This is a genomic window from Enterocloster clostridioformis (assembly GCF_020297485.1).
GTDB lineage: Bacteria > Bacillota > Clostridia > Lachnospirales > Lachnospiraceae > Enterocloster > Enterocloster clostridioformis.
The window spans coordinates 3,552,220-3,575,073 of sequence record NZ_JAIWZC010000001.1 but is presented as its reverse complement, the minus strand read 5'-3'; the positions used below and the strand labels follow the sequence as shown (position 1 = coordinate 3,575,073).

Sequence of the window (22,854 nt, the reverse complement as noted above, 5' to 3'; positions counted from 1 at the left end):
ATGTGGTATTATACAAATATAATTATATTATTTAAATATATTATATTTCTATCATTATTGATGGAGTTTAATACAAGGAGGAGATTTGATTGTTTATTACAAAAATGCCAAGATTTGTAACTTTTACAATTATACCATTGGCTTTCAGTACGATTGTTGTTGGATGTTCAAACTCTGGAAAACTTAAACAGGAGCAAATAGCGGCAGCAATAAATAGTACGGGAAAAACTGAGGTACATACATCAGAATCACCGCCAAGTTTTAATATGCAGGCCACTCCTGCCAAGTGGTCTGTAAATACAAAGATTGCAACCGATATGCCGGTTTTAGACTTTGCGGATGACAACATTATTATAATGCATGATTATTTTGGGTTATTTATTTATAATCTGACCACTGGTGAAATAGAGGATAGTATTGACTTACAGGCATTAGGATATGATTTTAGTAATGATTCTTCCTGTAAGATATCAGTCAGTCCAAATGCTGACACTATATGGATATGGTCTGCATCCTCTGAGCTTCTATATGAATATGACCGTATATCCAGAAACTTAAACTTAACAAACGATATTTCTGAAAAAGACATATTTGAAGACTTTGTTTTAACAAAAGACATCCCACCTGAGCAACTATCTGTAAAGCCGTATCGTTGTAGTAAAAAATCAGTTTTATTTGCTGACGGGAGTTATGGCATATTGAATGTTAGAAATGAAAAAATTACAGGAATATCATATATTAGAGACGACAAGGAGTGGGTACTATTCAGCGACAAGAATTGTACTATGCCGGAACTTTCAAGACAAGACGATTTTTTTTATGAACAATTCGTTAATGAGGGGGCAGAGTCGGCCTCATCGTTAATATTCTCTTATTGTACTATGATAAATTATGGTGAATATGCCGGTATTTGTGCATTATCTGAAGGTATAGAATATTCGGAAGAATTACAAAAAGAGTGGAATGCTCTGCAATTAACTGCAAGTAGTGAAGAAATAAAGACTACGAATGATAAAGCCTGTTTTAAAGTATATATCATATCCTCTGATTCATCACCAAATAGCGGTTTGCTTCAAGGTATAAATGAAAAATATATATACTTAAAAAAAGACTTGACAAATAGTTGGTATGTAGAAGGTTTTTGGAATGATACAGTTCCTAATGAGGAGTGGTGGAGTTGAATCAATCTGTTTGGTCATTTTTATGGTTTATAACCATTGGATGAAAAGGGAAAGAAATATTTATAATAACAGTATACCGTTGCATAGAATGTGTATTTTTTCCAATTAAATTTTATGTCTGATTTCCGATTATCCGAATAAATACTATACTTTCAAATATTCTGAGGTATAGAAAAACACTCATTTTACCACGAATATACCACGGTTAAATCAGAAGAGTAGTTGAAAATATAAAATGTTGTTTCTTCCGCCTGCGATATTACACATTCAAGTGAAAAGAAAGAATTTTTTTATATGATTTCTACATAAAGTATAATATGTGTCATCACATTTTTGGACAGGGTCAATGAAACACACTTTAGCGTTAAAGTAAAGGAGGTGCTGCCAATGGTCAAATAAAATTGGCGGGAAAATAAGTATTGGATAATCTGTAGAAAATAAATATAGAATTGATTGGAAATATAAAAGTATATATTGATTATATCCTTTTTGGTAGAATAATAGAGTTAATCTTAACGTTAAGTCATTTTGAACCATATTAAGAAAGGGGAATATTATGAAATCAAAAAAAATTCTAGCATTAATTTTGGTATTATCGACAACCTCAGCATTATCTTTTAGCTCAATGGCAGAGGAAGTATCACTGTTGGATAGCCTTCCAGCCGTTCAGTACGAGGTTGAAACACGGGGAAATGCAGAGACGTTATCCGAGGATGATTATCTTTTGGATGGTAACTATGAAAATGGTGAACTGATAAATGGTTCTATTTACCATAGTGAAGCAGAAGCGGTAGAAGGGGTAAAACAGGATAGAATAATGGCCAGGACAATAGCAAATAGTTCTGAATCCGAACCCGATTTAGCAAGAATATATCCCAATACAGGTATAATAGAGGGGATTAGCTCTACAGGCAGTTTCTACTACAATATCCAGACAAGTGGCACTACCCCAAGCGCTTACTGGAATGTTCATAGTACTGTATGGGTAGATTCCCAGTCTGACGTTTATTATTCTAAGAGCCAGTCTACAGGCACCAATGATAATTATAGTTATATTCTGACTGTAATGTCTGACGGAAATGCTGTAGGGAGTTTCCGGGGATATGCAGATGATGTGAAGGGTGGGGCAAACTTTACTATTCCTGGTAATTCAATGTATATTAAATTGGCTACTGAAAATTTCCCTAGGAATGAATTTCTGCATGGGTCTGGCAGTGTGGATGATTAAATAGGTTATAGAAGAAGCACTATCCACCAAAAAATTATTCCGTAAAAGTATACTTTTACGGAATAATTTTTTTGAGGAATAAGACATTTGTAAAAGTATAAAAACAGTTTTGCAGACGTTTGATATATGATTAGTACATTAGCTTTTGCCGCTGAAACATCGAGATTCCTTATCTAAAGGCTTCTCCCCTTTTTCGTCTTCATATTACTATAAAAGTATGGAATCACAAAAGAGATAAGATTAATGGATTAATATGCAGTCCAAAGATTTTTAATATTATGAACAGATTATGTATTAACAAAAACACAAATATATGGTATTATATAAATATAATTATATTAACAAATATACAGAAAGGAGGGGTATTTATGGCAAGACCTGCTGAAGCACCTTTAAATTATCTGGGTGGAAAGAAAAAACTTTCTGCTACAGAGTTTGAATTTATGAAATTTATTTGGAAACATCCAGAAGGTGTCAGTAGTGAGGAAATCTATCAGGCATTTCCACAAGCAAGAGGTACAAAAAGTACGATTTTGTATCATCTTTCTGAAAAGGGCTACGTTGATAAAAAGCAAAGTGGACTCCATCATTTCTATACGGTTTTAGTCACACAGGAAGAATATGAGCAGGCATTACTTCGCCAACAGATTGAGGGGGTATTGGGTAATACTTCTTTTGAACGCCTAGTTGCTGCCTTCTGTGGGAAGACATTGTCAAAAGCACAGATAGAAAAAACCAGAAATCTTTTAAAGGAGCTGGAAGATGAGCTGGAAGATAAGTGACATTTTGGCACTGTTAGTAACGCTATTTGTCTCATTGAATATTTTAATATCGGTTATATCCCTTTCCGGAAAACATCTGGAAAGAAGAATGGACATGGAGCATTTAAGTTTGTTTTTTAAAATGGTTCTAGTATTCAGTGCCTTTGGTATGCCGGTATTGGCTGGTGTAATTTTGTATAAATTCGTTTTTGGGGAAAGAATTTATTTGGTCAGTGATGATTTGCTTTATATGGATACCATTCACAAAAGTTCAATTAGCTACGGAACACCTTGGGGAAATCACTGGATATCTCTGTTGCTTTTTCTCGCCTGGTTTTTAGGATTTATCTATTATGGTATCTTCAAATATGCAAATGACAGAAGGATTCTCAAAAAACTAGAAAAATGCAGTAAGTATACTCAGGATAAACTTCTATTAGAGACAAAAAGAGAGGCAATGAATGAATTAGGTCTGAAGGGTCCGGTGTTGTTATTATCGAATGAAATAATTCAGTCTCCTTTTATGACAGGAATATTTGAACAGAAAATTTTCTTGCCGGAGAATAACTACACGCAGGAAGAATGGGGGTTGCTGTTAAAGCATGAGTTGGTTCACTGCAAAAATCAGGATTATTTTTTTCGCAGACTTGTATTTATTTTATGCGCTCTGCATTGGTTTAATCCGCTTATTTACAGACTATCAGATTATTTTGTTGAAGTAAATGAAATGGCCTGTGATGAGAAAGTACTTAATCGCCAGCCCATCAAAAGACATACTATGTATGCGGAACTAATTTTACAAATACAGGAAAAAGAGCTTGGTTTAACTACGGTGTCGCTTACCGGCCATACGGTAAACGGTTTGGAAAGGAGAATCAGAAATATCATGAAAAAGACTGAAAAAACAAAGAGAATATCATTTGCTGTGTTGGTAATGTCAATGGTTTTGATGTGTCCCCTTACAGTGTTTGCTGCTTCTTGGGGTATGTCAAATTTACAGGATTTAGTGGTAAAGAAACTTTGGATTACGGAAGTTGAAGTCCAGCAGGAATCTACAGAATTATCTGAGAAGACGGAATTTCACTATTCGGAAGATGTAATAGAATACCCGATACAAATAAATCCAAGGGGAGTAACGACAATTGATATAACAATTGATGGAAAAAATGTGAAGTATGGAGATAGTCTTTCTTTGACCTCAGGTAATAAAGTGGCTTTTATACTACAATCAGATAGTAGTTCTGACAGTTTTAAGGCGGGACTTGAGGATTCCAAAGGCAAGAGAATATATGTTCAGACTTCTAATGGATGGATTGACCATACATTTTCAATTGAGCAATCTGGAAGCTATAAAATATTCTTGGAGGGTACTACGTCAAAGAGTATACATATTACCGGAAGCATAACTATATTAAAATAAACAGTCTCAATATAATGCCATTGAAAGTATGTTTCCTGAGGTAGCGGCTAGAGAAAAGAGGTGGATTCCAATGGGGAATTACAAATAGAGCAGTGTCTATTAAAAATGTGGAAGGAGGATAAGTTATGTTCATAAAAAAGATATTTTCGATTTTTATTTCAATATTTTTAATGGTTTGTTTACCTATAAGTGCATATGCAGATACTTTTTCAGTTCAGATGGTCCCCACCGATGGGAGACATCTTGATTTTGTTGATGACAGCAATCCAAATTATGAGGCGATAATTATTAACGCCGATGTAAGAGGAAGCGGTACATATCGAGGTGACTTTGATATGACCGGTGGGATTTATACGAAGCAAAACTGGGTAGTTTCAGATACACCTACTTTTGATATTAATGTATGGATAGAGAGCTATGGATATCCAGGGGGCGATGATTCAGATTTATATATAGGACTGGAAAAAAATCAGCAGTGACAAATAAATGGTCTGCTACTGATTATGCTTACGTATCCGCAAAAGATGGAGGGTCTGTAACACTTACTGGAGATGGAAGTGGAACATATCGAATTTATTTAAGATTAATAGAAGCTACTGGCTACCGTGTGACAGGAACGTTAAATATTAGCTATAACTTCTAAGAAGTTGTAATATACATTGCAAAGCCTGAATAACAGAAAGGTGATATTTTTAGGGATGCAGGTGGAAGATACCTGTATCCCTTTTTATAAAGACGAGGAAGGTAATTATGTGGACATATATAAGACAGATTCCTGACTTAAAGATATTTATAATGTTATTTATTGTTCTAGGCATACTTGGAATATACTCTTTCGTTAAAAAAAACGAATCCACTTTTTATATGATAGGTTATATTCTGACTGCTTTCTACTGTGTTTTTTTAATTGGTATATATTTTTCTCCAACAGTTATAAGAAAAAGCATTGATAGTATTAGCCCATGGCTGACTTTACAAACTATCCCATTTAAAACATTGAAAAATTTGGGATTTATAAGTATAGCCGGACATATAGTATTAACAATGCCTATACCAATATTGATTTATATTATTTTGAGAGCATCTGTAAAGAAAATCAGCATTATTAGTATTTTAGCAGGTATATTTATTGAACCTATTCAGTTGCTTATTAATTTGATTACTGGCTTTCCCAATTATGTGATTGATATTGATGATTTTATGTTACAAATAGCTGGAATTTTAGTAGGATTATTTATAATTACACTAGCGGAGAAATATCATATATTAAATTGGCTTAAAGAATGAACGGTATTTATATTTAAAGAGGGAGTGCATTTTTGCGCTCTCTTTTTATTTGCCTATAAATGCAAATACCATTTTGAATTGTTTTAAAATGCCATATGCTAGATGGCTTTGCACCTATTATTTTTGTTGTGTCATTAGAAATTAGAAAATTTAACAGATAATGCAACAAACAGCCCTTTCGTGTCGGGACTAAGCACGAAAGGGGGAAGTCAAGAAATCTTCTACCCTCTTTTAAGGCAAGAAAGGGGGTGAGTAATGATGAAGCCATCTGAATTTCAGGCAACCATAGAGAACCAGTTTGATTACATCTGCAAGGTCGCTATGGAGGATGAACGCAAAGACTATCTCAAAGTGTTATCCAGACAGTGTAAACGGGAAACCCTGTTCTGTGATATGGATGATTACACCGTCAATCTGTTTTCTTCCGAAGACACATACCCATCCCATTTCCATACTTTTGAAATGGATGGATTTACTGTCCGCATTGAAAACAGCCTGTTAGCAGAAGCATTGGAACATCTGGACGAAAAGAAACGTGATGTTATCCTGAGATATTATTTTCTTGGATTTGACGATACGGAAATTTCAAAAATTCTGGAAGTCAACCGTTCTACCATCCAGAGAAGAAGACACGCCGGACTGGAATTTATCAAAAAATTTATGGAGGAAGAAGCATGACAGCAAAGCACCCTATGATTCCGTTTCCTGTGATTGTAAGGGCTGCGGACGGCGATATTGAAGCAGTCAACCAGATTGTACGCCATTATAGCGGTTTTATTGCAAGCCGTTCCATGCGTCCTATGAAAGACGAATACGGAAATACCCACATGGTTGTAGATGAAACCCTACGCCGCCGGATGGAAACACGTCTGATTGCAAAAATTTTATCTTTTGAAATCAGGGAATCAAACTAAAAATAACGCTCTCCTGTGGAAGCATGGACAAGCCCATGCTTCCCAGACAGAGCTTGCCAGTCTATTAAAATGTATTGCTGTCAGTGCATTTTAACAGGCTGACAAGCCGGATAGTTCCTTGAAAAAGAAAGCGTCTAATCAACGCAGCATAAAGCAGCCGAATACGTTTCGATAGAAAGAGAGCCGTTGGGCTGGCACGCCGTAACCCACCAAAGGAGGGATGAAACCGGATAGCGATTCCTGCCAGTGTTCCATAAGCAGCTTACTGCAGAGCTGCTGCCATGACCTTTCTATCGTGATAATGATACTTCCGTACAGCCTTAGTCCGTGTGATGATGTAGCACCGCTGGCAAAGGGTACGGCTGGATGAGAACCATGCAGGGGTGAGATTCCCATGAGCTTTAGCGAAAGCTGTTCGGCTGACTTGCTCACAGTAAAATGCACTGAACCTCTACAAAACTTTAATTTCCTGTGTTATACTCAAGATGTTAGAGAGGTGTATTTTACTGTTACCATCATAGAAAGGAGCCTTAATCTTATGTTAGATGGTAAAGAGAATACACACGGTATTACAACGTCTGAAAAAAAGACATATACGGTAGAGGAAATAGCAGCTCTTTTAAACATCAGCATGAAGTCGGCATATGCTTTAGTCAAAAGCGGTCAATTTCACTATATCAGAGCTGGCAGGATGATTAGAGTATCTAAAATATCTTTCGATAAATGGTTACACGAATAATCATTTAAGGAGAGATAATATGGCTTCAATCAAACAAAGAAAATCAAAATTTTCAGTTATTTACTGGTATATGGATGATACAGGCGAAAGAAAGCAGAAATGGGACACCCTAGAAACCAAAAAAGAAGCAAAGGCACGAAAAGCGTTTATTGAATTTTATCAACAAACCTATGGATATGTTCTCGTCCCTTTAGAAGAACAATTCGCCCATCAGCGTGAGGAAGCAGAGCAAGCAATAGATACCCCAGATGATGAAATCACTTTAAAGGAATTTCTTGTTACTTTTGTCAATCTATATGGTGTATCGAAGTGGTCTGCCAATACTTACAGCAGTAAATTGAGTTCGATTAACAACTATATCAATCCGCTTATTGGAGATTGGAAGTTAAATGAAATCACCACGAAAAAACTTTCTCAATATTACAATGGCCTGTTGAGTGTTCCAGAAGTTCCTCGTGCTAACCGAAAAGCGACTGGTCGCTGTGTGCAGCCTGCCAACATTAAGAAAATCCATGATATTATCCGCTGTGCCTTAAATCAGGCTATCCGTTGGGAATATCTGGACAGCAAAATGCGGAATCCGGCTTCCCTAGCCACCTTGCCTAAAGTACCAAAGGTAAAACGTAAGGTTTGGAATGTACAGACATTCAAGGAAGCAATCAAACTTGTGGATGATGATTTACTCCTGCTTTGTATGCACTTGGCGTTTGCCTGCTCATTAAGAGTAGGCGAAATTACGGGGCTTACTTGGGATGATGTGATTATTGATGAAGAAGCTATTGCAAATAATAATGCAAGAGTTATCGTCAATAAGGAGCTGGCAAGAATTTCTCAATCAGCTATGCAAAAGCTGAAAGAAAAAGATATTATTAAAATTTTCCCAACCCAGAAGCCCCACTGTACTACAAGGCTGGTGTTAAAAACACCCAAAACAGAAACAAGTAATCGTACCGTATGGCTGCCGACAACGCTTGCTCAATTACTGGTTCAATACAAGAAAGACCAGCAGGAATTAAAAGAGTTTTTAGGAAGTGCCTATAACGATTATAACCTCGTTATTGCTCTTGAAAATGGGAATCCCGTAGAAAGCCGCATTGTTCGGAACAGATTTACAATGCTATGTGAGGAACACAATTTTGAAACTGTTGTTTTTCACAGCCTACGCCATTTAAGCACAAAGTATAAGCTCAAAATGACGCATGGTGATATTAAATCTGTTCAGGGAGATACAGGTCACGCCGAAGCGGAGATGGTAACAGATGTTTACTCTGAAATCGTGGATGAAGACAGACGGCTTAATGCAAAGAAGCTGGATGAAGAATTTTATGACACCCTTGATACAGAGGAACCGGAACACAAGCCACTTTCGGAAGCACAGAAATCCATCAGTGATAGCGATAAACTTCTGCTTGAATTGCTAAAATCCATGACACCGGAAACGAAAGACAAGCTCTTAAAAGAATCACTTTCTTACTGTTAGCAAAGGGCTTTGTTCCAAACAGAAAAAAACTGCTAATCGAAAAGTGTTAGCAAATACAGCAAAAATCTATGAAACCATCATCTACCTTAAATGAGTGTTAGCAAGCTTTCTTGTAAAATAAATGACTTTTGGAAACTCCCACGGACATAGGCAGCCGTACATTTGCTTTCGTGTTCGTGATATTCAAAAAGCTGTAAACCCTTAAAAATAAAGGCTTACAGCGTTGTTTACTGGCGTCCATGACAGGAGTCGAACCTGCGGCGTTCCGCTTAGGAGGCGGACCCTCTATCCTACTGAGGTACATGGACTTGTATAAAATTTTCAGTGTTGGGCGATTGCTCCAACAAGCCCTTAGGAGGCGGTCGCTCTATCCAACTGAGCTACGGAAACGTGTATTAAATTGTGTGTGACTTGCTACTTCATGTCCTCCAAAAAGTTTCCGTTGTAGTTTCTCTTAGGAGGCGGACGCTCTATCCTGCTGAGCTACAGAAACACAAATATAAGGCGGGCCGTATGATACTCATGCGGTCCGCCTTATATAATAACCCATGTGGTAAAAAAAATCAAGTCCTATTTTCAAATAACCACGCCCGGCGGTTCCAAATAACCACCACTGCTGCAACCATTCGGCACAGCCCCTAAAACACCACCGTACCCTGCATCCACACCTGCCCCTTAAAGCGCCGCCCTATCCGGGGTTCGCCCAGCAGGTCCTGCTTGTTGATGGCTACATGGAATACCATGTCGTTGCAGTCCAGCTTCAGGTCATATATCTCCTCCTTGGTAATCCGGTTGGTGTTTGTACTGATTTCCGTGATTTCTCCTATGACGGAGTACTGGTCACATTCTATGCCGCACGGCATGAAACAGGTTTCTATGATGGAGTAGACATCCTCATGGGCAATCCGCCTGGATACCATGGAATAGAGGTCTATGTCCTCTATGGTCAGTGTCTCTATGGCGTCCTCATCGCCGTGTTTGGCGGCTTCCAGGAGACTGCTGCGCTTTTTGGCTGCCTGCCGGGAGTCCTCGGCCTGTTTTTCCGTCTTATTGACCGGCAGCAGTACCTTTCCCTGGACTGCCAGGCCTGTAAGGGCTGCTCCCTTTGGCTGGACAGGCTGGCGGGCGCTGCTGCGCATCCTGTACTCCATGGAATTCTCCATGTAGAAAATCAGGGATATACCCACCCTGTATTCATCAAGAAGGCCTGCATAAGTTTCGCGCTCCGTGTGGCGCTGGATGGAACATTCCGCCTCTGAACTTACATCCGGGTTCTTGACATAGGGAAAATAATATTCACGGCTGAATGTTCCTTTGGGGCTCATCTCGCCTATCATGGCGACTCCTATGCCGGGAGCCACTTCCGTGCGCAGTTCACAGAGCCTGCTGCCTTCCTGTTCCGCCAGGTGGCCGGTCATCTCCGCTTCTTTTACCAGGCGCTTTAAAAGCTTCGCCATATCCTGTTTTTTCTGGTACATACTGAATCCTACTGTCCGCATAAACTTATGCATCTTGTCACCTTCTTTCACTCAAGATTTTGCACATCAAAAACCGTACTCATACAAGAATGAGGCCAAAGGAACCCCTTCGCCTCATCACCTTTGCTCATTATATACTACTTCATAGGAGATTACCAGTATTTTTTCTAAATAAACCGTAAAATATTCGTGAAAATAAGTTTGGAAAATAGGGCGAAAAATGCGATTAATGTGTTAAAATTAAAACGCTTTTTAGCTATTGACTGAAAATCCTGCCTGTGTTAGTATGGGATTAGCACAAGGCAAGCCGGTGGGATGTGCGTTTGCGGACAATTTTATATCATCGGAAGATGGATTCGGGAGAGACTGCCCATAATGTATGGAAGATAAAGAATACACGGGATACAGCGTATCAGTGTATAATCAGCATACAGAAGGCAGCGCCGAAGGGGAAGCGGAAAACTCTCAGGCAAAAGGACCGGATACCGGACGATACTCTGGAGAGCATAGCACCGAAGAAGCCAAATCTTTCAGGTCCAAGGACAGAGCGCATGAACATCTTTTGTTCGTGCGCTTTCATAGGTGCGCCCGGCGGGCGCACGTTCTAACGGGTGAAAGTCCCTGACCCGCCCGGCAGTGGGAAGGGTGCAGCCAATGGCAAGGGCGTCATCGTGAGGTGGGGTCTGAAGGAAGCCGGAGGCAAACCACTGGCCTGTAAAAGTTGTCCGGATAGGCTGTGAAGCGTGGATGAGGTTGCCTAACAAACTAAAGTCCAATAACTGCACGGAACGCCAGCAGTAAACGGGGCAGGTATAAGTGGGAAAGAACGTGTGAGTACCCGGGGAGGTCTCACGGACGTGAAAGTGGCGATAAAACATTCGCTGTCACGGAGTAAAGCCTGCCGTGAGAAGTCAGCAGAGGTCATAGTACCGGGCGGTCGCAAACGCACTGGGAAGGACTGAACAGTAGGAGGTGTCGTTACCAAATGGAAACCGGACATGGAATTAAGTACAGACAACTTCATATTGAGGACTACCTGCGAGAGATACCTGCGGAACAGGGAAGGGAAACAGGAGAGTACGCCCATGAAAGGATTACCGGGAACCCCGACACCAACACGGACTTTCGGACGGACAACCTGCTAGATACGATTCTTAGAAGCGACAATCTAAATGCCGCCTATAAGAAGGTCAAAACGAACAAAGGCGTTGGTGGGATTGACGGAATGCAGGTGGATGAACTTCTACCCTGCCTGAGAGAACACCAGTCCGAATTGGTCGAGCAGGTGAGGGAAGGCAAATACAAGCCAAACCCAGTCCGAAGGGTAGAAATACCCAAAGAGGAGAAAGGAAAAACAAGGAAACTGGGGATACCCACAGTGGTAGACAGGGTAATCCAACAGGCAATCGCACAGGAACTGACGCCCTTATATGAAGAACAGTTCTCTGACAACAGCATCGGATTCCGTCCCGGCAGAGGGGCGCATGACGCACTGGAAAGATGTAGGAAATATATCAACGAAGGATATGTCTACGTGGTCAGCATGGATTTACAATCCTACTTTGACACGGTGAACCACAGCAAGCTGATAGAGGTGCTGTCGAGGACGGTGAAGGACGGGAGGGTAATCTCGCTGATACACAAGTACCTGAAAGCCGGAGTAATGGAGGACGGAGGATTTCACGCAACGACCGAGGGCGTGCCGCAGGGAGGCCCGCTAAGTCCCTTATGTGGAAATGTCATGCTGAATGAGTTGGACAAGGAACTGGAGCGCAGGGGACACAAGTATGTGAGGTATGCGGATGACTGCCTGATTCTGTGCAAAAGCAGGAAAAGCGCAGAGAGGACGATGGAAAACATTGTGCCATTCATCACAGGAAAAGTGTTTCTGAAAGTCAATCTTCAGAAAACGACAGTGAGCCACGTCAGCAAGATAAAATACCTGGGCTACGGCTTTTACCGGCATAAAGGGAAATGCCGCATGAGGATACACCCGAAGTCGGTGGCAAAAATGAAGAACCGGATACGGGAGCTGACAACCAGAGGGAACAAATGGAGCAATCAGGAGAGGGAAGAAAAACGCCGAAGCTATGCAAGGGGATGGATTAACTATTATCGATATGCAGACATGAAAAGCCTGATGGAACAGACGGATGAGTGGCTGCGCCACAGAATCCGAGCGGTGTACTGGAAACAATGGAAGAAGGTACGCACAAGATATAAAATGTTGCGGGCGTTACATTTACCAGAGTGGAAGGTGCATGAGATGGCGAACTGCCGAAAGGGAGTGTGGAGAGCGGCGGGAATGCTCAACTCGGCACTCACCAAAAGAATCATAGTGGACAGACTTGGTTATCCCGATATGACTGCCCACTATCTGAAAGTCCGAGTAAACTATTGAACCGCGTAGTACCGAACGGTACGCTACGTGGTGTGGAAGGGGAGGTTAAAATCTCCCCTATCCGATTCTGTTATTGTTAAGGACCAGACAATTTCATGAAGGAGGTAATGATTATGGGAACAGAAGCAGCAGAGGAGGTTTTGTTAAAAACACCTCTCTACGACACGCATGTAAAGTATAAGGGCAAGATTGTACCTTTTGCAGGGTACCTCCTGCCGGTACAGTACGAGACAGGCGTCATCGACGAGCACATGGCGGTGCGTACCAAATGCGGTCTTTTTGACGTGTCACACATGGGGGAAGTGATTTGCAAAGGACCGGATGCCCTTAAGAATCTGAACATGCTCCTCACCAATGACTATACGGTCATGGCGGAGGGCCAGGCCAGATACAGTCCCATGTGCAATGAACAGGGCGGCGTGGTGGATGACCTGATTGTGTATAAGGTTAGGGATGACTGCTATTTTATCGTGGTGAACGCTGCCAACAAGGATAAGGACTATGCATGGATGAAGGACCATCAGTCAGGGGACGTTGTTTTTGAGGATATTTCCTCCCAGGTGGCCCAGCTTGCCCTCCAGGGACCAAAGGCAATTGATGTGCTTAAGAAGGTGGCGAGGGAGGAAGATATTCCTGAAAAGTATTATACCTGCCTTTTTGACCGCATGGTGGGCGGCATGAAATGCATCATTTCAAAGACCGGTTATACCGGGGAGGACGGAGTGGAGATTTATCTGGCTCCGGAGGATGCGCCTAAGATGTGGGAACTGCTCATGGAGGCCGGAAAGGACGAGGGCCTGATTCCATGTGGTTTGGGCGCCAGGGATACCTTGAGGCTGGAAGCAGGCATGCCACTATACGGCCATGAGATGGACGATACCATTTCTCCCAAGGAAGCAGGATTGGGAATCTTTGTGAAGATGGATAAGGATGATTTCATCGGAAAACAGGCTATCCAGGATAAGGGACCTTTAACCAGAAAGCGTGTGGGATTAAAGGTAACCGGCCGCGGCATCATCAGGGAGCACCAGCGGGTCTACATAGGAGAACAGCAGGTGGGTATGACCACCTCCGGCACACATTGCCCGTTCCTGGGATATCCGGCAGCGATGGCCCTGATTGACATAGGGTTTAAGGATCCGGGAACAGCGCTGGAAGTGGATGTCAGGGGACGCCGTGTGGCCGCGGAGGTAGTGAAGCTGCCATTTTATAAACGGCAGTAATTCAGCGGATATAAAAATCAAGATTTAAAAATATAATAGAGAACAGCATGTTCAAGGAGGTATTTAGAATGAATTTTCCAGAAGATTTAAAGTATGTAAAGTCACATGAGTGGGTAAAGACCCTGGAGGACGGCACGGTTTTAGTGGGAGTATCTGATTATGCACAGGATGCTCTTGGGGATTTGGTATTTGTAAACCTGCCGGAAGCAGGGGACGAGGTGACAGAGGGAGAGCCGTTTGCTGATGTGGAATCCGTAAAGGCTGTATCCGATGTGTATTCACCGGTAAGCGGCACGGTGGCAGAGATTAACGAGGCCCTGCTGGACGCGCCGGAATCCATCAACGAAGCGCCTTATGAGGCATGGTTTATGAAGGTGGAGAATGTAACCGGCACTGCTCAGTTAATGAGCGCGGCAGAGTATGAGGAATATGTGAAGACCCTGGATTAAGGGATTCAGGTCCGGGAAGGTATTCCATCCCATGAGAGGTGAGGTGAGATTATATGGGAAGTTATGTACCAGGTACGAAGCAGGAGCAGCAGGAGATGCTTCGTGAGATTGGATATGCCGGCTTTGAGGAGATGTTCTCCCATATACCGGATGAGGTAATGCTGAAGGAAGAGGTCAATATCCCTTCAGGACTCAGCGAGCAGGCAGTTAAAGGAAGAATGGAGGACATAGCCGGTAAGAATGTTGTGTTCCGCCATATTTTCAGGGGGGCAGGGGCTTATAACCACTACATACCTTCCATTGTTTCAAGCGTGGCATCAAAAGAGGAGTTTGTTACTGCCTATACGCCCTATCAGGCGGAAATCAGCCAGGGCATCCTCCAGTCCATATTTGAGTATCAGACCATGCTCTGTGAACTCACAGGAATGGACGTCTCCAACGCATCCATATACGACGGTGCCACGGCTGCGGCGGAAGCCATTGCCATGTGTAAGGAGAGAAAGAAAACCACAGCTTATATCTCTGCGGCTGCAAACCCGGGCGTCATCAAGGTTATGAAAACATACTGCTTTGGCAGCAATACAAAGGTTGTCATGGTTCCGGAAAAAGACGGGGTAACGGATGCGGCAGCACTGGAAGAGATGCTGAAGGCAGACCCGCAGTCCGCCTGCTTCTATGTACAGCAGCCCAACTATTACGGCAATGTAGAGGACGGAGACGCCCTGGGCCGTATTGTCCATGAGGCCGGCGCCAAGTATATCATGGGCTGCAATCCCATGGCTTTAGCTGTCATGAAAACCCCGGCGGAGTACGGAGCGGATATCGCTGTGGGAGACGGCCAGCCCCTTGGCATGCCTCTGGCGTTTGGAGGACCTTATCTGGGCTTTATGACTGCCACGGCAGCCATGACCAGGAAGCTTCCGGGCCGGATTGTAGGCGAGACAGCCGATAACCAGGGCCGCAGGGCGTTTGTTCTTACCCTTCAGGCCCGTGAACAGCATATACGCCGTGAGAAGGCCAGCTCCAACGTGTGTTCCAACCAGGCATGGTGCGCCCTGACTGCCTCTGTATATATGACAGCCATGGGAGCAGACGGTATGGCTAAGGCAGCGGGCCAGTGCATGTCCAAGGCCCATTATCTCAGGGATGCATTGAAGGAAGCAGGGCTTGAGCCAAAGCATGACTGTGAATTTTTCCACGAGTTCGTTACCGTAAGCCCGGAGGGCAAGTGTACGGACAGCGCCCACATCTTAAGGGCTCTGGAAAGCAGGGGAATCCTGGGTGGACTGCCGCTTTCCGACAGGGAAATCCTCTGGTGCGCTACTGAGATGAACACCAGGGAAGAGATGGATGAACTAGCCTCCGCTGTACGGGAGGCGCTTCACAGGGAATGCGGACAAAAGGAGGTGTGCGGTTCATGAAACTTGTATTTGAAAAAGGGTCAGCCGGGAGAAAACTGGATTTAATCAGTCCCTGTGACGTGCCCCAGGTATCTTTTGAGAAAGCACATATCCGTGAGAAACAGCCCCGCCTTCCGCATATGTCGGAAAATGAAATCAGCCGCCATTATACGGAACTGGCAAAGCGTTCCCACGGTGTCAACGACGGTTTCTATCCTTTGGGTTCCTGCACCATGAAGTACAACCCCAAGGTGAATGAGGAAGCAGCCGCCTTAAGGGGATTTAGAGGAGTCCATCCGCTGCAGCCTGAGGCTACGGTGCAGGGTTCCATGGAAGTATTATATCTGGCAGAGAAATATCTCTGCGAAATCACGGGCATGGACGCAATGACATTCCAGCCGGCGGCAGGCGCCCACGGTGAGTTTACGGGACTGCTTTTAATCAAGGCATATCATGTCCATCACAATGATGCAAAGCGTACCAAAATTATTGTTCCCGACTCTGCCCACGGAACCAATCCGGCCAGCGCTGCCATGTGCGGATACGACGTGGTGAGCATTCCGTCCAGGGAGGACGGCTGCGTGGATTTGGAGCAGTTAAAGGCAGCGGTAGGAGATGACACGGCCGGCCTGATGCTGACCAACCCCAATACCGTGGGATTATTTGACAAGAACATTCTGGAAATAACCAAAATCGTACATGATGCAGGCGGACTGTGCTATTATGACGGAGCCAATCTGAACGCGGTTATGGGCATTGTGCGGCCGGGTGACATGGGATTTGACGTGGTCCATCTGAACCTGCACAAGACATTCTCCACACCCCACGGCGGCGGCGGACCGGGAAGCGGTCCTGTGGGCTGCAAGGAATTCTTAAAGCCCTTTATACCCGGCGTACGTGTGGAGAAGGAGGAGGATGCATATCACTTTGTGAAGGCGCAGGAATCCATTGGGGATGTGAAGATGTTCTACGGCAACTTCTTGGTGGTGGTTAAGGCATTGTCCTATATCCTGACCCTTGGAAAGGAGGGCATACCGGAGGCTGCCCGCAACGCGGTGCTGAATGCCAACTATATGAGGGTGAAGCTGTCGGATGTCTATGACATGGCCTACAGCGAGACCTGCATGCATGAGTTCGTCATGAGTCTGGAGAAGATGAAACACGACAAGGACGTGAATGCCATGGATATTGCCAAGGCACTTCTGGACTACGGCATTCATCCGCCGACCATGTACTTCCCGCTGATTGTACATGAGGCGCTGATGGTGGAGCCTACAGAGACAGAGTCCAAGGAGACCCTGGATGAGGCAATCGAGGTATTCCACAAGATTTATGAGCAGGCTCTGGCTGATCCTGAGGCACTTCACAGCGCTCCTCACCTTACACCGATTGGAAGACCGGATGAGGTTACCGCGGCCCGCAAGCCGGTACTGCGCTATACCTGGGAATGATGAAAATGAAATAGGACTGCCTGGACAGCCGGCATGTCCCTGGTTATGCACGGATATCCGCTATATCTGTTCATGGCCGGGGAAGGGGCTGCCCAGGCAGCCTTTCTATAAGAATGGAGACTGACATGATAAACAGACTTGTGTGGATGGAGACAGATAATACATACCCCTACCGGAATCTGGCCATGGAGGAGTACATGACCCTTCATGTTCCTCAGGGCACCTGCATTCTTTACCTGTGGCAGAACCGCCATACGGTGGTGATAGGAAAGAACCAGAACTGCTGGAGGGAATGCAGGGTGAACTTCTTAGAGCAGGAGGACGGTTATTTGGTGCGCCGCCTCTCAGGGGGAGGCGCGGTGTTCCACGATCTGGGGAATCTGAATTTTACATTTATTGTAGGCGCTGAGGATTACGATGTATCGCGGCAGCTGGACGTGATACTGGAGGCCGTAAGGAGCCTGGGAATCCATGCGGAAAAGACAGGGCGCAATGATATCACCGTGGAAGGACGCAAGTTCTCCGGCAACGCGTTTTACAGAACAGAGGACGGCTGCTACCACCATGGTACCATACTGATACGGGCGGACAAGGAAAATATGTCCCGGTATTTGAATGTATCAAAAGAAAAGCTTGCCTCCAAGGGCGTGACCTCTGTAAAGTCCAGGGTGGCCAATTTGTGCGAGTTTAAGCCTGACATCACACTGGAGGAAGTGAAAGCGGCCCTGGTGGAGGCATTTTCCAGGGTTTACGGACAGCCTGCCGTGAGGATGAAGGAAGAGGAGCTGCCCAAGCCGGAGATAGACGCCCTGACAGAGAAATTTGCTTCCTGGCAGTGGAAATACGGAAGGAAAATTCCCTTTGAGTACGAAATGGAAAAGCGGTTCCCGTGGGGCAATATACAGATACAGCTACATGTGGATGAAGGCGTGATACAGGACGTGAATGTATTCTCAGACGCCATGGACCAGGAAATGTTTGGGGCGCTGGCAAAACAGCTGAAGGGCTGCGGCTATGCGGAGGAGGATATATGCGCAGCGGTGGAAGCCGTGGGACCGGACGCGTTTCAGGCAGAGGAACAAACCGGTACGGATGTACCGCAGTCACGCCAGATCAAAGAGGATATCAAGGCCCTTGTGAGGGAATCGCTGTAAACACAGAACATAAATGGAAGAGAGGTTAAGTTTATATGGCTGACAAATTTGATTTGGTGGTGATTGGCGCGGGGCCGGGCGGATATGAGGCTGCCGTCGAAGGGGTTCAAAAGGGAATGAAGGTCGCTCTGGTGGAAAACCGCGAACTGGGAGGCACCTGCCTGAACCGGGGATGCATTCCCGCCAAAACAATACTCCATACAGCAGAGCTGTACCATGAATTACAGTCAGGGCCATCCATTGGCCTGACGGCCCGGGAACCGGTGATTGACATGGAAATGGTCCAGAAACGGAAAGACGAAGTGCTGGAACAGCTGAGAAAGGGCATTGCCTCCCTCATGAAGACCAACAGGATTTCAGTCTTTTACGGTACGGGAACCATATTGGACAGGGAGCATGTGAAGGTGGCGCTGTCTGGGGAAAAGACAGGTGAAAAAGCAGAGGAACAGCCGGACGGACAGAAACAGGACCAGGTTGTCCTGGAAACAGGTCATATTCTCATTGCCACTGGTTCTGTTCCGGCATGCCCGCCCATACCGGGCTCATCCCTGCCGGGAGTGGTCACCAGTGACGGACTGCTGGACAAGAAGGATTTGTTTGAACATCTGATTATCATAGGCGGCGGAGTAATCGGCATGGAATTTGCGTCTGTGTACAGTTCACTGGGCCATGGAGTGACTGTAATCGAGGCCCTGGACCGCATTCTGCCCACCATGGATAAGGAAATTGCCCAGAACCTGAAGATGATAATGAAGAAAAGAAACGTGGATATCCATACAGGGGCAAAGGTGGAGGAGATCCTTCGCACAGAGGATGGAGCCGGACTTATATGCCGCTATGTGGAAAAGGACAAACCCTGCGAGGCCAGGGCGGACGGCATCCTTATCGCTGCGGGGCGCAGGGCTTATACGGGCGGTCTTATAACAGACGAGAGCAGTCAGGAAGTGAAGGATATGGCCATGGAACGGGGGCGTATTGTCACGGATGAAACATATGAAACCAGCGTACCGGGCATATATGCCATAGGAGATGTGACGGGCGGCATTCAGCTGGCCCATGCAGCCACTGCCCAGGGCAGAAACGCGGTGGCGCACATGGCAGGAGAGAATATGGTAATCCGTACGGATATCGTTCCGTCCTGCGTGTATACCAACCCGGAAATCGGCTGCGTGGGAATCAGCGCGGATGAGGCCAAGGCCAGGGGAATAGAAGCCGTGACAAAGAAGTATATAATGTCTGCCAACGGAAAATCCATTCTGTCCCAGCAGGAGAGGGGATTTATAAAGGTGGTGGCGGATAGTGATTCACACCGCATCCTGGGCGCCCAGATGATGTGTGCCAGGGCCACGGATATGATCAGCCAGTTTGCGGTGGCTATAGCCAATGAGCTGACGCTGGAGGATATGGCTAAGGTTATTTTCCCGCATCCTACGTTCAGCGAGGGGATATTGGAGGCGGTGAGGTGACGGGTGTGAAGGCTGTGTCCCTGCTGAATGCCTGCATTGATTTTAAAGGGTTTGGGTATATAATACAGTAGGCGGACAAAATGCCGCCGCGGAAACTTAATACCCGGGAAAGGGCAGGAATATCATGTGCGGCAGATATCATTTCAGCGCGGAATTATTAGATGAGATAAGGGACTTAACAGAACAGAAGGACTGGAAACTGGAGCTGGGAGTGCTGGATAGGGACATCCATCCGGGCGACACGGCTCCGGTCATTACGGCGGCCGGGGACCAGGGCGGGAGCCTTAGGGCCTGCAGGCAGAAGTGGGGATATCCCGGGCCGGGCGGAAAGGGGCTGGTTTTTAATGCCAGGTCAGAGTCTGTGTTTGAAAAGCGGATGTTCCGGAACAGTGTGAGCCAGCGCCGGGCTGCGGTCCCTGTTTCATGGTTTTATGAGTGGAATAAGAATAAAGAGAAATTTACATTCACTAAGGAAGGGAGCCGGATTCTGTTTCTGGCCGGATTTTATGGCAGGTATGAGGACGGGGACCGCTTCGTTATACTGACTACCCAGGCCAATGCATCCATGGCCCCTGTCCACAGCCGTATGCCTCTGGTTCTTGAGAGGGAACAGGTCAGGGAATGGATTCTGGACAGCAAAAAGACAAAGGAACTGCTGGGGCAGGAACCGCCCCGGCTGGCAAGGGACTGTGAGTATGAGCAGCAGACCTTGTTCTGAGACGTATACGGCATGAAGCTATGAGGCGCCTGCTTTTGACATGGGTCTGAAAGGAGGCGCCTGCTGTTTCGTTTTATGGAAGTGGTCAGGGAACCGTTAAGGAATGGAAAAGGATTATCTTTCAGGCATCAATAAATCCCGGTGCTCAAGCACATACTCCGCCACTGCCATAGTGCCCGGTCGCGGTCCTTCATGCCCCGCGTTTCCCGCTGATACGTTTACGGATTGGATTTTTATATTGACTGTTTCATCTCAAAATGCTGTGTTACATACTAAAATGTATCTTATGTTTCCACTAAATTAATCCCATCAGGCTGGGTACTCCCAGTGACAGCGCAGGTATATAGGTAACAGCCAGCAGAAGGAGGAACAGTACAGCAAAGTAGGGCAACAGCGTTTTGGTCACCTGCTCGATACTGATTTTGCTGATACCGCAGCCCACGAACAGTACGGAACCAACAGGCGGCGTGATGTTGCCCAGGCACATATTGAAGATTAACATGACGCCGAACTGAATGTCAGTCATTCCTAAGCTCTGGGCGATAGGAAGGAAGATAGGGGTGAAAATCAGGATAGCCGGTGTGATATCCATGAACATGCCCACAACCATCAGAATTATGTTCATCAGCAGCAGAATCACGTATTTGTTGGTGGAGATGGACATGATGCCCTCGCTGATAGCTGCCGGGATTCCCGAGTACGCCATGACAAAGGACATGGCGGAGGAAGCGGATATCAGGAACAGGATGATGCCGCTGGTGCATGCGCTGCTTACCAGAATCTTCATAAAGGACTTCACGGTAAGGCTCTTATAGCAGATAGAGAGAATCAGGCAGTAAAGCACGCAGATACCAGCGCCCTCGGTGGCAGTGAAGATGCCTCCCACGATACCGCCGATAACAATGATGATGAGCAGCAGGCTGGGGATGGCTTCCAGCGTCACTTTAACAGCTTCCTTGGCGGGTGTGCGGCCGGATACCGGATATTTATGCTTTTTGGCGTAAATAAAAGCCACTACCATGGAACCAACTCCCATCAGGATGCCGGGAATGTATCCGGCCATGAACAGGGTGGATATGGACACGCCTCCCGCTACCGTGGAGTACACGATAAATGCGCTGGTAGGGGGAATCAGGAGTCCGGTGGGGGCTGAGGCAATGTTTACTGCCGTGGCAAAAGCCGGGTCATAGCCCTCATCCTTCTGGATAGGGTAGATACAGCCGCCCATGGCTGATGCGGCCGCCACGGAAGAACCGGACAGCGCGCCAAAGAGCATGTTGCCCACGATATTGGCCTGGGCCAGGGAACCTGGAATCCAGCCCACGAACAGCTTTGCGAAGTTTACAAGGCGTCTGGCGATACCGCCGTTGTTCATGATGTTGCCGGCCAGGATGAAGAGGGGGATGGCAAGCAGGGAGAAACTCTCCACGCCGCTGTTCATCTTCTGCATGGTGATGAATGTAATCTGGTCCCAGGACAGGCTGGAGATGGCAGTTACGATGGATGCGATTACGATGCTGACGGAGATTGGGCAGCTGAGGAACAGCAGAATGCCAAATACCGCAAACAGGATGACTGTTGTAAGTCCGATACTCATTACTCATTCCCTCCTTCGATGGTGATTCCGGTTACATCCTCATAGATATTGATAATCTGTGCCAGGATGATGAACAGTCCGGAGATGGGCGCCATGGCGTATACCAGGCTTCTGGGAATTCCCAGCAGCGCGGAGAATACCTTCTGGGCGCTTAATGCAAGCTTGAATCCGCCTAGGGTGATGACAAAGATGGCAAAGAGCAGAATCAGCACATCGATGACTGTCATCAGAATCCTGCGTCCTGCCGGGCTTAAGCTGTCACGCACCAGCACCAGGCACATGTGCTCCCTGGTGATAAAAGCATAGGCAGCGCCGATGAAACCGGTCCAAATCAGAAAGTAGCGCACCAGCTCCTCGGTAAAGGCGGCCGGGCTGTTGAGCACGTAGCGTGTAAATACCTGGTACAGGACCAGAAGGGTCATGACGGACAGCAGCACGGTGGCTATGCCGGCCAGAAGACGGGTCATCCACTTTTTGATGACAGATAATATTTCATTCATGTGATTA

At 45.5% G+C, this 22,854-nt stretch carries 22 protein-coding genes, 1 tRNA gene and 1 riboswitch; of the genes, 18 read left to right on the top strand and 5 right to left on the bottom strand.

Going from position 1 to position 22,854, the window contains the following annotated elements:
• The first annotated feature begins 89 nt into the window (after positions 1-89).
• The 10 genes from LA360_RS17975 to LA360_RS17930 all read left to right on the top strand — a co-directional run bounded on the left by LA360_RS17975 (position 90) and on the right by LA360_RS17930 (position 9,010).
• The gene (locus LA360_RS17975) at positions 90-1,181 is read left to right on the top strand and encodes a hypothetical protein (protein ID WP_002578430.1); all 1,092 of its coding nucleotides are present in this window, start codon (positions 90-92) and stop codon (positions 1,179-1,181) included.
• Between the two features lie 556 nt (positions 1,182-1,737).
• Positions 1,738-2,409: a hypothetical protein gene (locus LA360_RS17970; RefSeq protein ID WP_002578429.1), complete on the top strand. Its 672-nt coding sequence runs from the start codon at positions 1,738-1,740 to the stop codon at positions 2,407-2,409.
• 368 nt (positions 2,410-2,777) lie between these two features.
• Complete coding sequence (locus LA360_RS17965) at positions 2,778-3,191, top strand: BlaI/MecI/CopY family transcriptional regulator (protein WP_002578428.1); 414 nt, start codon at positions 2,778-2,780, stop codon at positions 3,189-3,191.
• A complete protein-coding gene (locus LA360_RS17960; RefSeq protein ID WP_022200996.1) occupies positions 3,172-4,590 on the top strand; it encodes a M56 family metallopeptidase in 1,419 nt (472 codons plus the stop codon). Before LA360_RS17965 ends, LA360_RS17960 begins: the two co-directional genes overlap by 20 nt.
• A gap of 125 nt (positions 4,591-4,715) precedes the next feature.
• A complete protein-coding gene (locus LA360_RS17955; protein ID WP_225537604.1) occupies positions 4,716-5,069 on the top strand; it encodes a hypothetical protein in 354 nt (117 codons plus the stop codon).
• Between the two features lie 271 nt (positions 5,070-5,340).
• Entirely contained in the window at positions 5,341-5,877 is a 537-nt protein-coding gene (locus tag LA360_RS17950) for a VanZ family protein (RefSeq protein WP_002578425.1), read from the top strand.
• Positions 5,878-6,132: 255 nt separating this feature from the next.
• Positions 6,133-6,555 carry an RNA polymerase sigma factor gene (locus LA360_RS17945; RefSeq protein WP_002578424.1) on the top strand — a complete coding sequence of 141 codons (423 nt, stop codon included), beginning with the start codon at positions 6,133-6,135 and terminating at the stop codon, positions 6,553-6,555.
• Positions 6,552-6,791, top strand: a complete 240-nt coding sequence (locus LA360_RS17940; RefSeq protein ID WP_002578423.1) for a helix-turn-helix domain-containing protein — start codon at positions 6,552-6,554, stop codon at positions 6,789-6,791. The genes LA360_RS17945 and LA360_RS17940 overlap by 4 nt, the downstream gene beginning before the upstream one ends.
• A gap of 538 nt (positions 6,792-7,329) precedes the next feature.
• Positions 7,330-7,530, top strand: coding sequence for a helix-turn-helix domain-containing protein (locus LA360_RS17935; RefSeq protein WP_002578422.1), 201 nt, complete (start codon positions 7,330-7,332; stop codon positions 7,528-7,530).
• A gap of 19 nt (positions 7,531-7,549) precedes the next feature.
• Positions 7,550-9,010, top strand: a complete 1,461-nt coding sequence (locus LA360_RS17930) for a site-specific integrase (protein WP_007036287.1) — start codon at positions 7,550-7,552, stop codon at positions 9,008-9,010.
• Positions 9,011-9,241: 231 nt separating this feature from the next.
• Here LA360_RS17930 and LA360_RS17925 read toward each other — a convergent pair.
• The 3 genes from LA360_RS17925 to LA360_RS17915 form a co-directional block, all read right to left on the bottom strand.
• Positions 9,242-9,318: transfer RNA gene (locus LA360_RS17925), tRNA-Arg, on the bottom strand.
• 330 nt (positions 9,319-9,648) lie between these two features.
• The gene (locus LA360_RS17920; protein ID WP_057572196.1) at positions 9,649-10,521 is read right to left on the bottom strand and encodes a DUF3881 family protein; all 873 of its coding nucleotides are present in this window, start codon (positions 10,519-10,521) and stop codon (positions 9,649-9,651) included.
• A 314-nt stretch (positions 10,522-10,835) separates the two neighbouring features.
• A riboswitch (glycine riboswitch) is annotated at positions 10,836-10,979 on the top strand.
• A gap of 39 nt (positions 10,980-11,018) precedes the next feature.
• Positions 11,019-11,252, bottom strand: a complete 234-nt coding sequence (locus tag LA360_RS17915) for a hypothetical protein (RefSeq protein ID WP_146774918.1) — start codon at positions 11,250-11,252, stop codon at positions 11,019-11,021.
• 221 nt (positions 11,253-11,473) lie between these two features.
• Here LA360_RS17915 and ltrA point away from each other — a divergent pair, with 221 nt between their 5' ends.
• From ltrA to LA360_RS17875, 8 genes are all read left to right on the top strand, one after another.
• The gene (gene ltrA / locus LA360_RS17910; protein ID WP_112481449.1) at positions 11,474-12,889 is read left to right on the top strand and encodes a group II intron reverse transcriptase/maturase; all 1,416 of its coding nucleotides are present in this window, start codon (positions 11,474-11,476) and stop codon (positions 12,887-12,889) included.
• Between the two features lie 113 nt (positions 12,890-13,002).
• On the top strand, positions 13,003-14,112 hold the full coding sequence (gene gcvT / locus LA360_RS17905) for a glycine cleavage system aminomethyltransferase GcvT (RefSeq protein WP_022202282.1): 1,110 nt from the start codon (positions 13,003-13,005) through the stop codon (positions 14,110-14,112).
• A gap of 68 nt (positions 14,113-14,180) precedes the next feature.
• Positions 14,181-14,561 carry a glycine cleavage system protein GcvH gene (gene gcvH, locus LA360_RS17900; RefSeq protein ID WP_022202283.1) on the top strand — a complete coding sequence of 127 codons (381 nt, stop codon included), beginning with the start codon at positions 14,181-14,183 and terminating at the stop codon, positions 14,559-14,561.
• Positions 14,562-14,614: 53 nt separating this feature from the next.
• Positions 14,615-15,982, top strand: coding sequence for an aminomethyl-transferring glycine dehydrogenase subunit GcvPA (gcvPA, locus tag LA360_RS17895; RefSeq protein ID WP_022202284.1), 1,368 nt, complete (start codon positions 14,615-14,617; stop codon positions 15,980-15,982).
• Positions 15,979-17,412 carry an aminomethyl-transferring glycine dehydrogenase subunit GcvPB gene (gcvPB, locus tag LA360_RS17890; RefSeq protein ID WP_022202285.1) on the top strand — a complete coding sequence of 478 codons (1,434 nt, stop codon included), beginning with the start codon at positions 15,979-15,981 and terminating at the stop codon, positions 17,410-17,412. Before gcvPA ends, gcvPB begins: the two co-directional genes overlap by 4 nt.
• A 125-nt stretch (positions 17,413-17,537) precedes the next feature.
• Positions 17,538-18,566, top strand: coding sequence for a lipoate--protein ligase (locus LA360_RS17885; RefSeq protein WP_022202286.1), 1,029 nt, complete (start codon positions 17,538-17,540; stop codon positions 18,564-18,566).
• Between the two features lie 35 nt (positions 18,567-18,601).
• The gene (gene lpdA, locus LA360_RS17880; RefSeq protein ID WP_022202287.1) at positions 18,602-20,032 is read left to right on the top strand and encodes a dihydrolipoyl dehydrogenase; all 1,431 of its coding nucleotides are present in this window, start codon (positions 18,602-18,604) and stop codon (positions 20,030-20,032) included.
• 124 nt (positions 20,033-20,156) lie between these two features.
• Positions 20,157-20,750, top strand: coding sequence for an SOS response-associated peptidase (locus tag LA360_RS17875; protein WP_022202288.1), 594 nt, complete (start codon positions 20,157-20,159; stop codon positions 20,748-20,750).
• Between the two features lie 295 nt (positions 20,751-21,045).
• Here the strand turns inward: LA360_RS17875 and LA360_RS17870 are convergent, their stop codons facing one another.
• Positions 21,046-22,347 carry a TRAP transporter large permease gene (locus LA360_RS17870; protein ID WP_002586662.1) on the bottom strand — a complete coding sequence of 434 codons (1,302 nt, stop codon included), beginning with the start codon at positions 22,345-22,347 and terminating at the stop codon, positions 21,046-21,048.
• Positions 22,347-22,847, bottom strand: coding sequence for a TRAP transporter small permease (locus tag LA360_RS17865; protein ID WP_022202289.1), 501 nt, complete (start codon positions 22,845-22,847; stop codon positions 22,347-22,349). The genes LA360_RS17870 and LA360_RS17865 overlap by 1 nt, the downstream gene beginning before the upstream one ends.
• Positions 22,848-22,854 lie beyond the last annotated feature (7 nt).

What these genes read in the sequence shown, in the direction of transcription:
- gcvT (WP_022202282.1), top strand. Translation starts at nt 13,003, where the DNA reads ATGGGAACAGAAGCAGCAGAGGAGGTTTTGTTAAAAACACCTCTCTAC.
- gcvH (WP_022202283.1), top strand. Translation starts at nt 14,181, where the DNA reads ATGAATTTTCCAGAAGATTTAAAGTATGTAAAGTCACATGAGTGGGTA.
- LA360_RS17945 (WP_002578424.1), top strand. Translation starts at nt 6,133, where the DNA reads ATGATGAAGCCATCTGAATTTCAGGCAACCATAGAGAACCAGTTTGAT.
- LA360_RS17950 (WP_002578425.1), top strand. Translation starts at nt 5,341, where the DNA reads ATGTGGACATATATAAGACAGATTCCTGACTTAAAGATATTTATAATG.
- ltrA (WP_112481449.1), top strand. Translation starts at nt 11,474, where the DNA reads ATGGAAACCGGACATGGAATTAAGTACAGACAACTTCATATTGAGGAC.
- LA360_RS17970 (WP_002578429.1), top strand. Translation starts at nt 1,738, where the DNA reads ATGAAATCAAAAAAAATTCTAGCATTAATTTTGGTATTATCGACAACC.
- LA360_RS17920 (WP_057572196.1), bottom strand. Translation starts at nt 10,521, where the DNA reads ATGCATAAGTTTATGCGGACAGTAGGATTCAGTATGTACCAGAAAAAA.
- gcvPB (WP_022202285.1), top strand. Translation starts at nt 15,979, where the DNA reads ATGAAACTTGTATTTGAAAAAGGGTCAGCCGGGAGAAAACTGGATTTA.
- LA360_RS17940 (WP_002578423.1), top strand. Translation starts at nt 6,552, where the DNA reads ATGACAGCAAAGCACCCTATGATTCCGTTTCCTGTGATTGTAAGGGCT.
- LA360_RS17930 (WP_007036287.1), top strand. Translation starts at nt 7,550, where the DNA reads ATGGCTTCAATCAAACAAAGAAAATCAAAATTTTCAGTTATTTACTGG.
- lpdA (WP_022202287.1), top strand. Translation starts at nt 18,602, where the DNA reads ATGGCTGACAAATTTGATTTGGTGGTGATTGGCGCGGGGCCGGGCGGA.
- LA360_RS17875 (WP_022202288.1), top strand. Translation starts at nt 20,157, where the DNA reads ATGTGCGGCAGATATCATTTCAGCGCGGAATTATTAGATGAGATAAGG.
- LA360_RS17885 (WP_022202286.1), top strand. Translation starts at nt 17,538, where the DNA reads ATGATAAACAGACTTGTGTGGATGGAGACAGATAATACATACCCCTAC.
- LA360_RS17870 (WP_002586662.1), bottom strand. Translation starts at nt 22,347, where the DNA reads ATGAGTATCGGACTTACAACAGTCATCCTGTTTGCGGTATTTGGCATT.
- LA360_RS17865 (WP_022202289.1), bottom strand. Translation starts at nt 22,847, where the DNA reads ATGAATGAAATATTATCTGTCATCAAAAAGTGGATGACCCGTCTTCTG.
- LA360_RS17965 (WP_002578428.1), top strand. Translation starts at nt 2,778, where the DNA reads ATGGCAAGACCTGCTGAAGCACCTTTAAATTATCTGGGTGGAAAGAAA.
- LA360_RS17955 (WP_225537604.1), top strand. Translation starts at nt 4,716, where the DNA reads ATGTTCATAAAAAAGATATTTTCGATTTTTATTTCAATATTTTTAATG.
- gcvPA (WP_022202284.1), top strand. Translation starts at nt 14,615, where the DNA reads ATGGGAAGTTATGTACCAGGTACGAAGCAGGAGCAGCAGGAGATGCTT.
- LA360_RS17960 (WP_022200996.1), top strand. Translation starts at nt 3,172, where the DNA reads ATGAGCTGGAAGATAAGTGACATTTTGGCACTGTTAGTAACGCTATTT.
- LA360_RS17935 (WP_002578422.1), top strand. Translation starts at nt 7,330, where the DNA reads ATGTTAGATGGTAAAGAGAATACACACGGTATTACAACGTCTGAAAAA.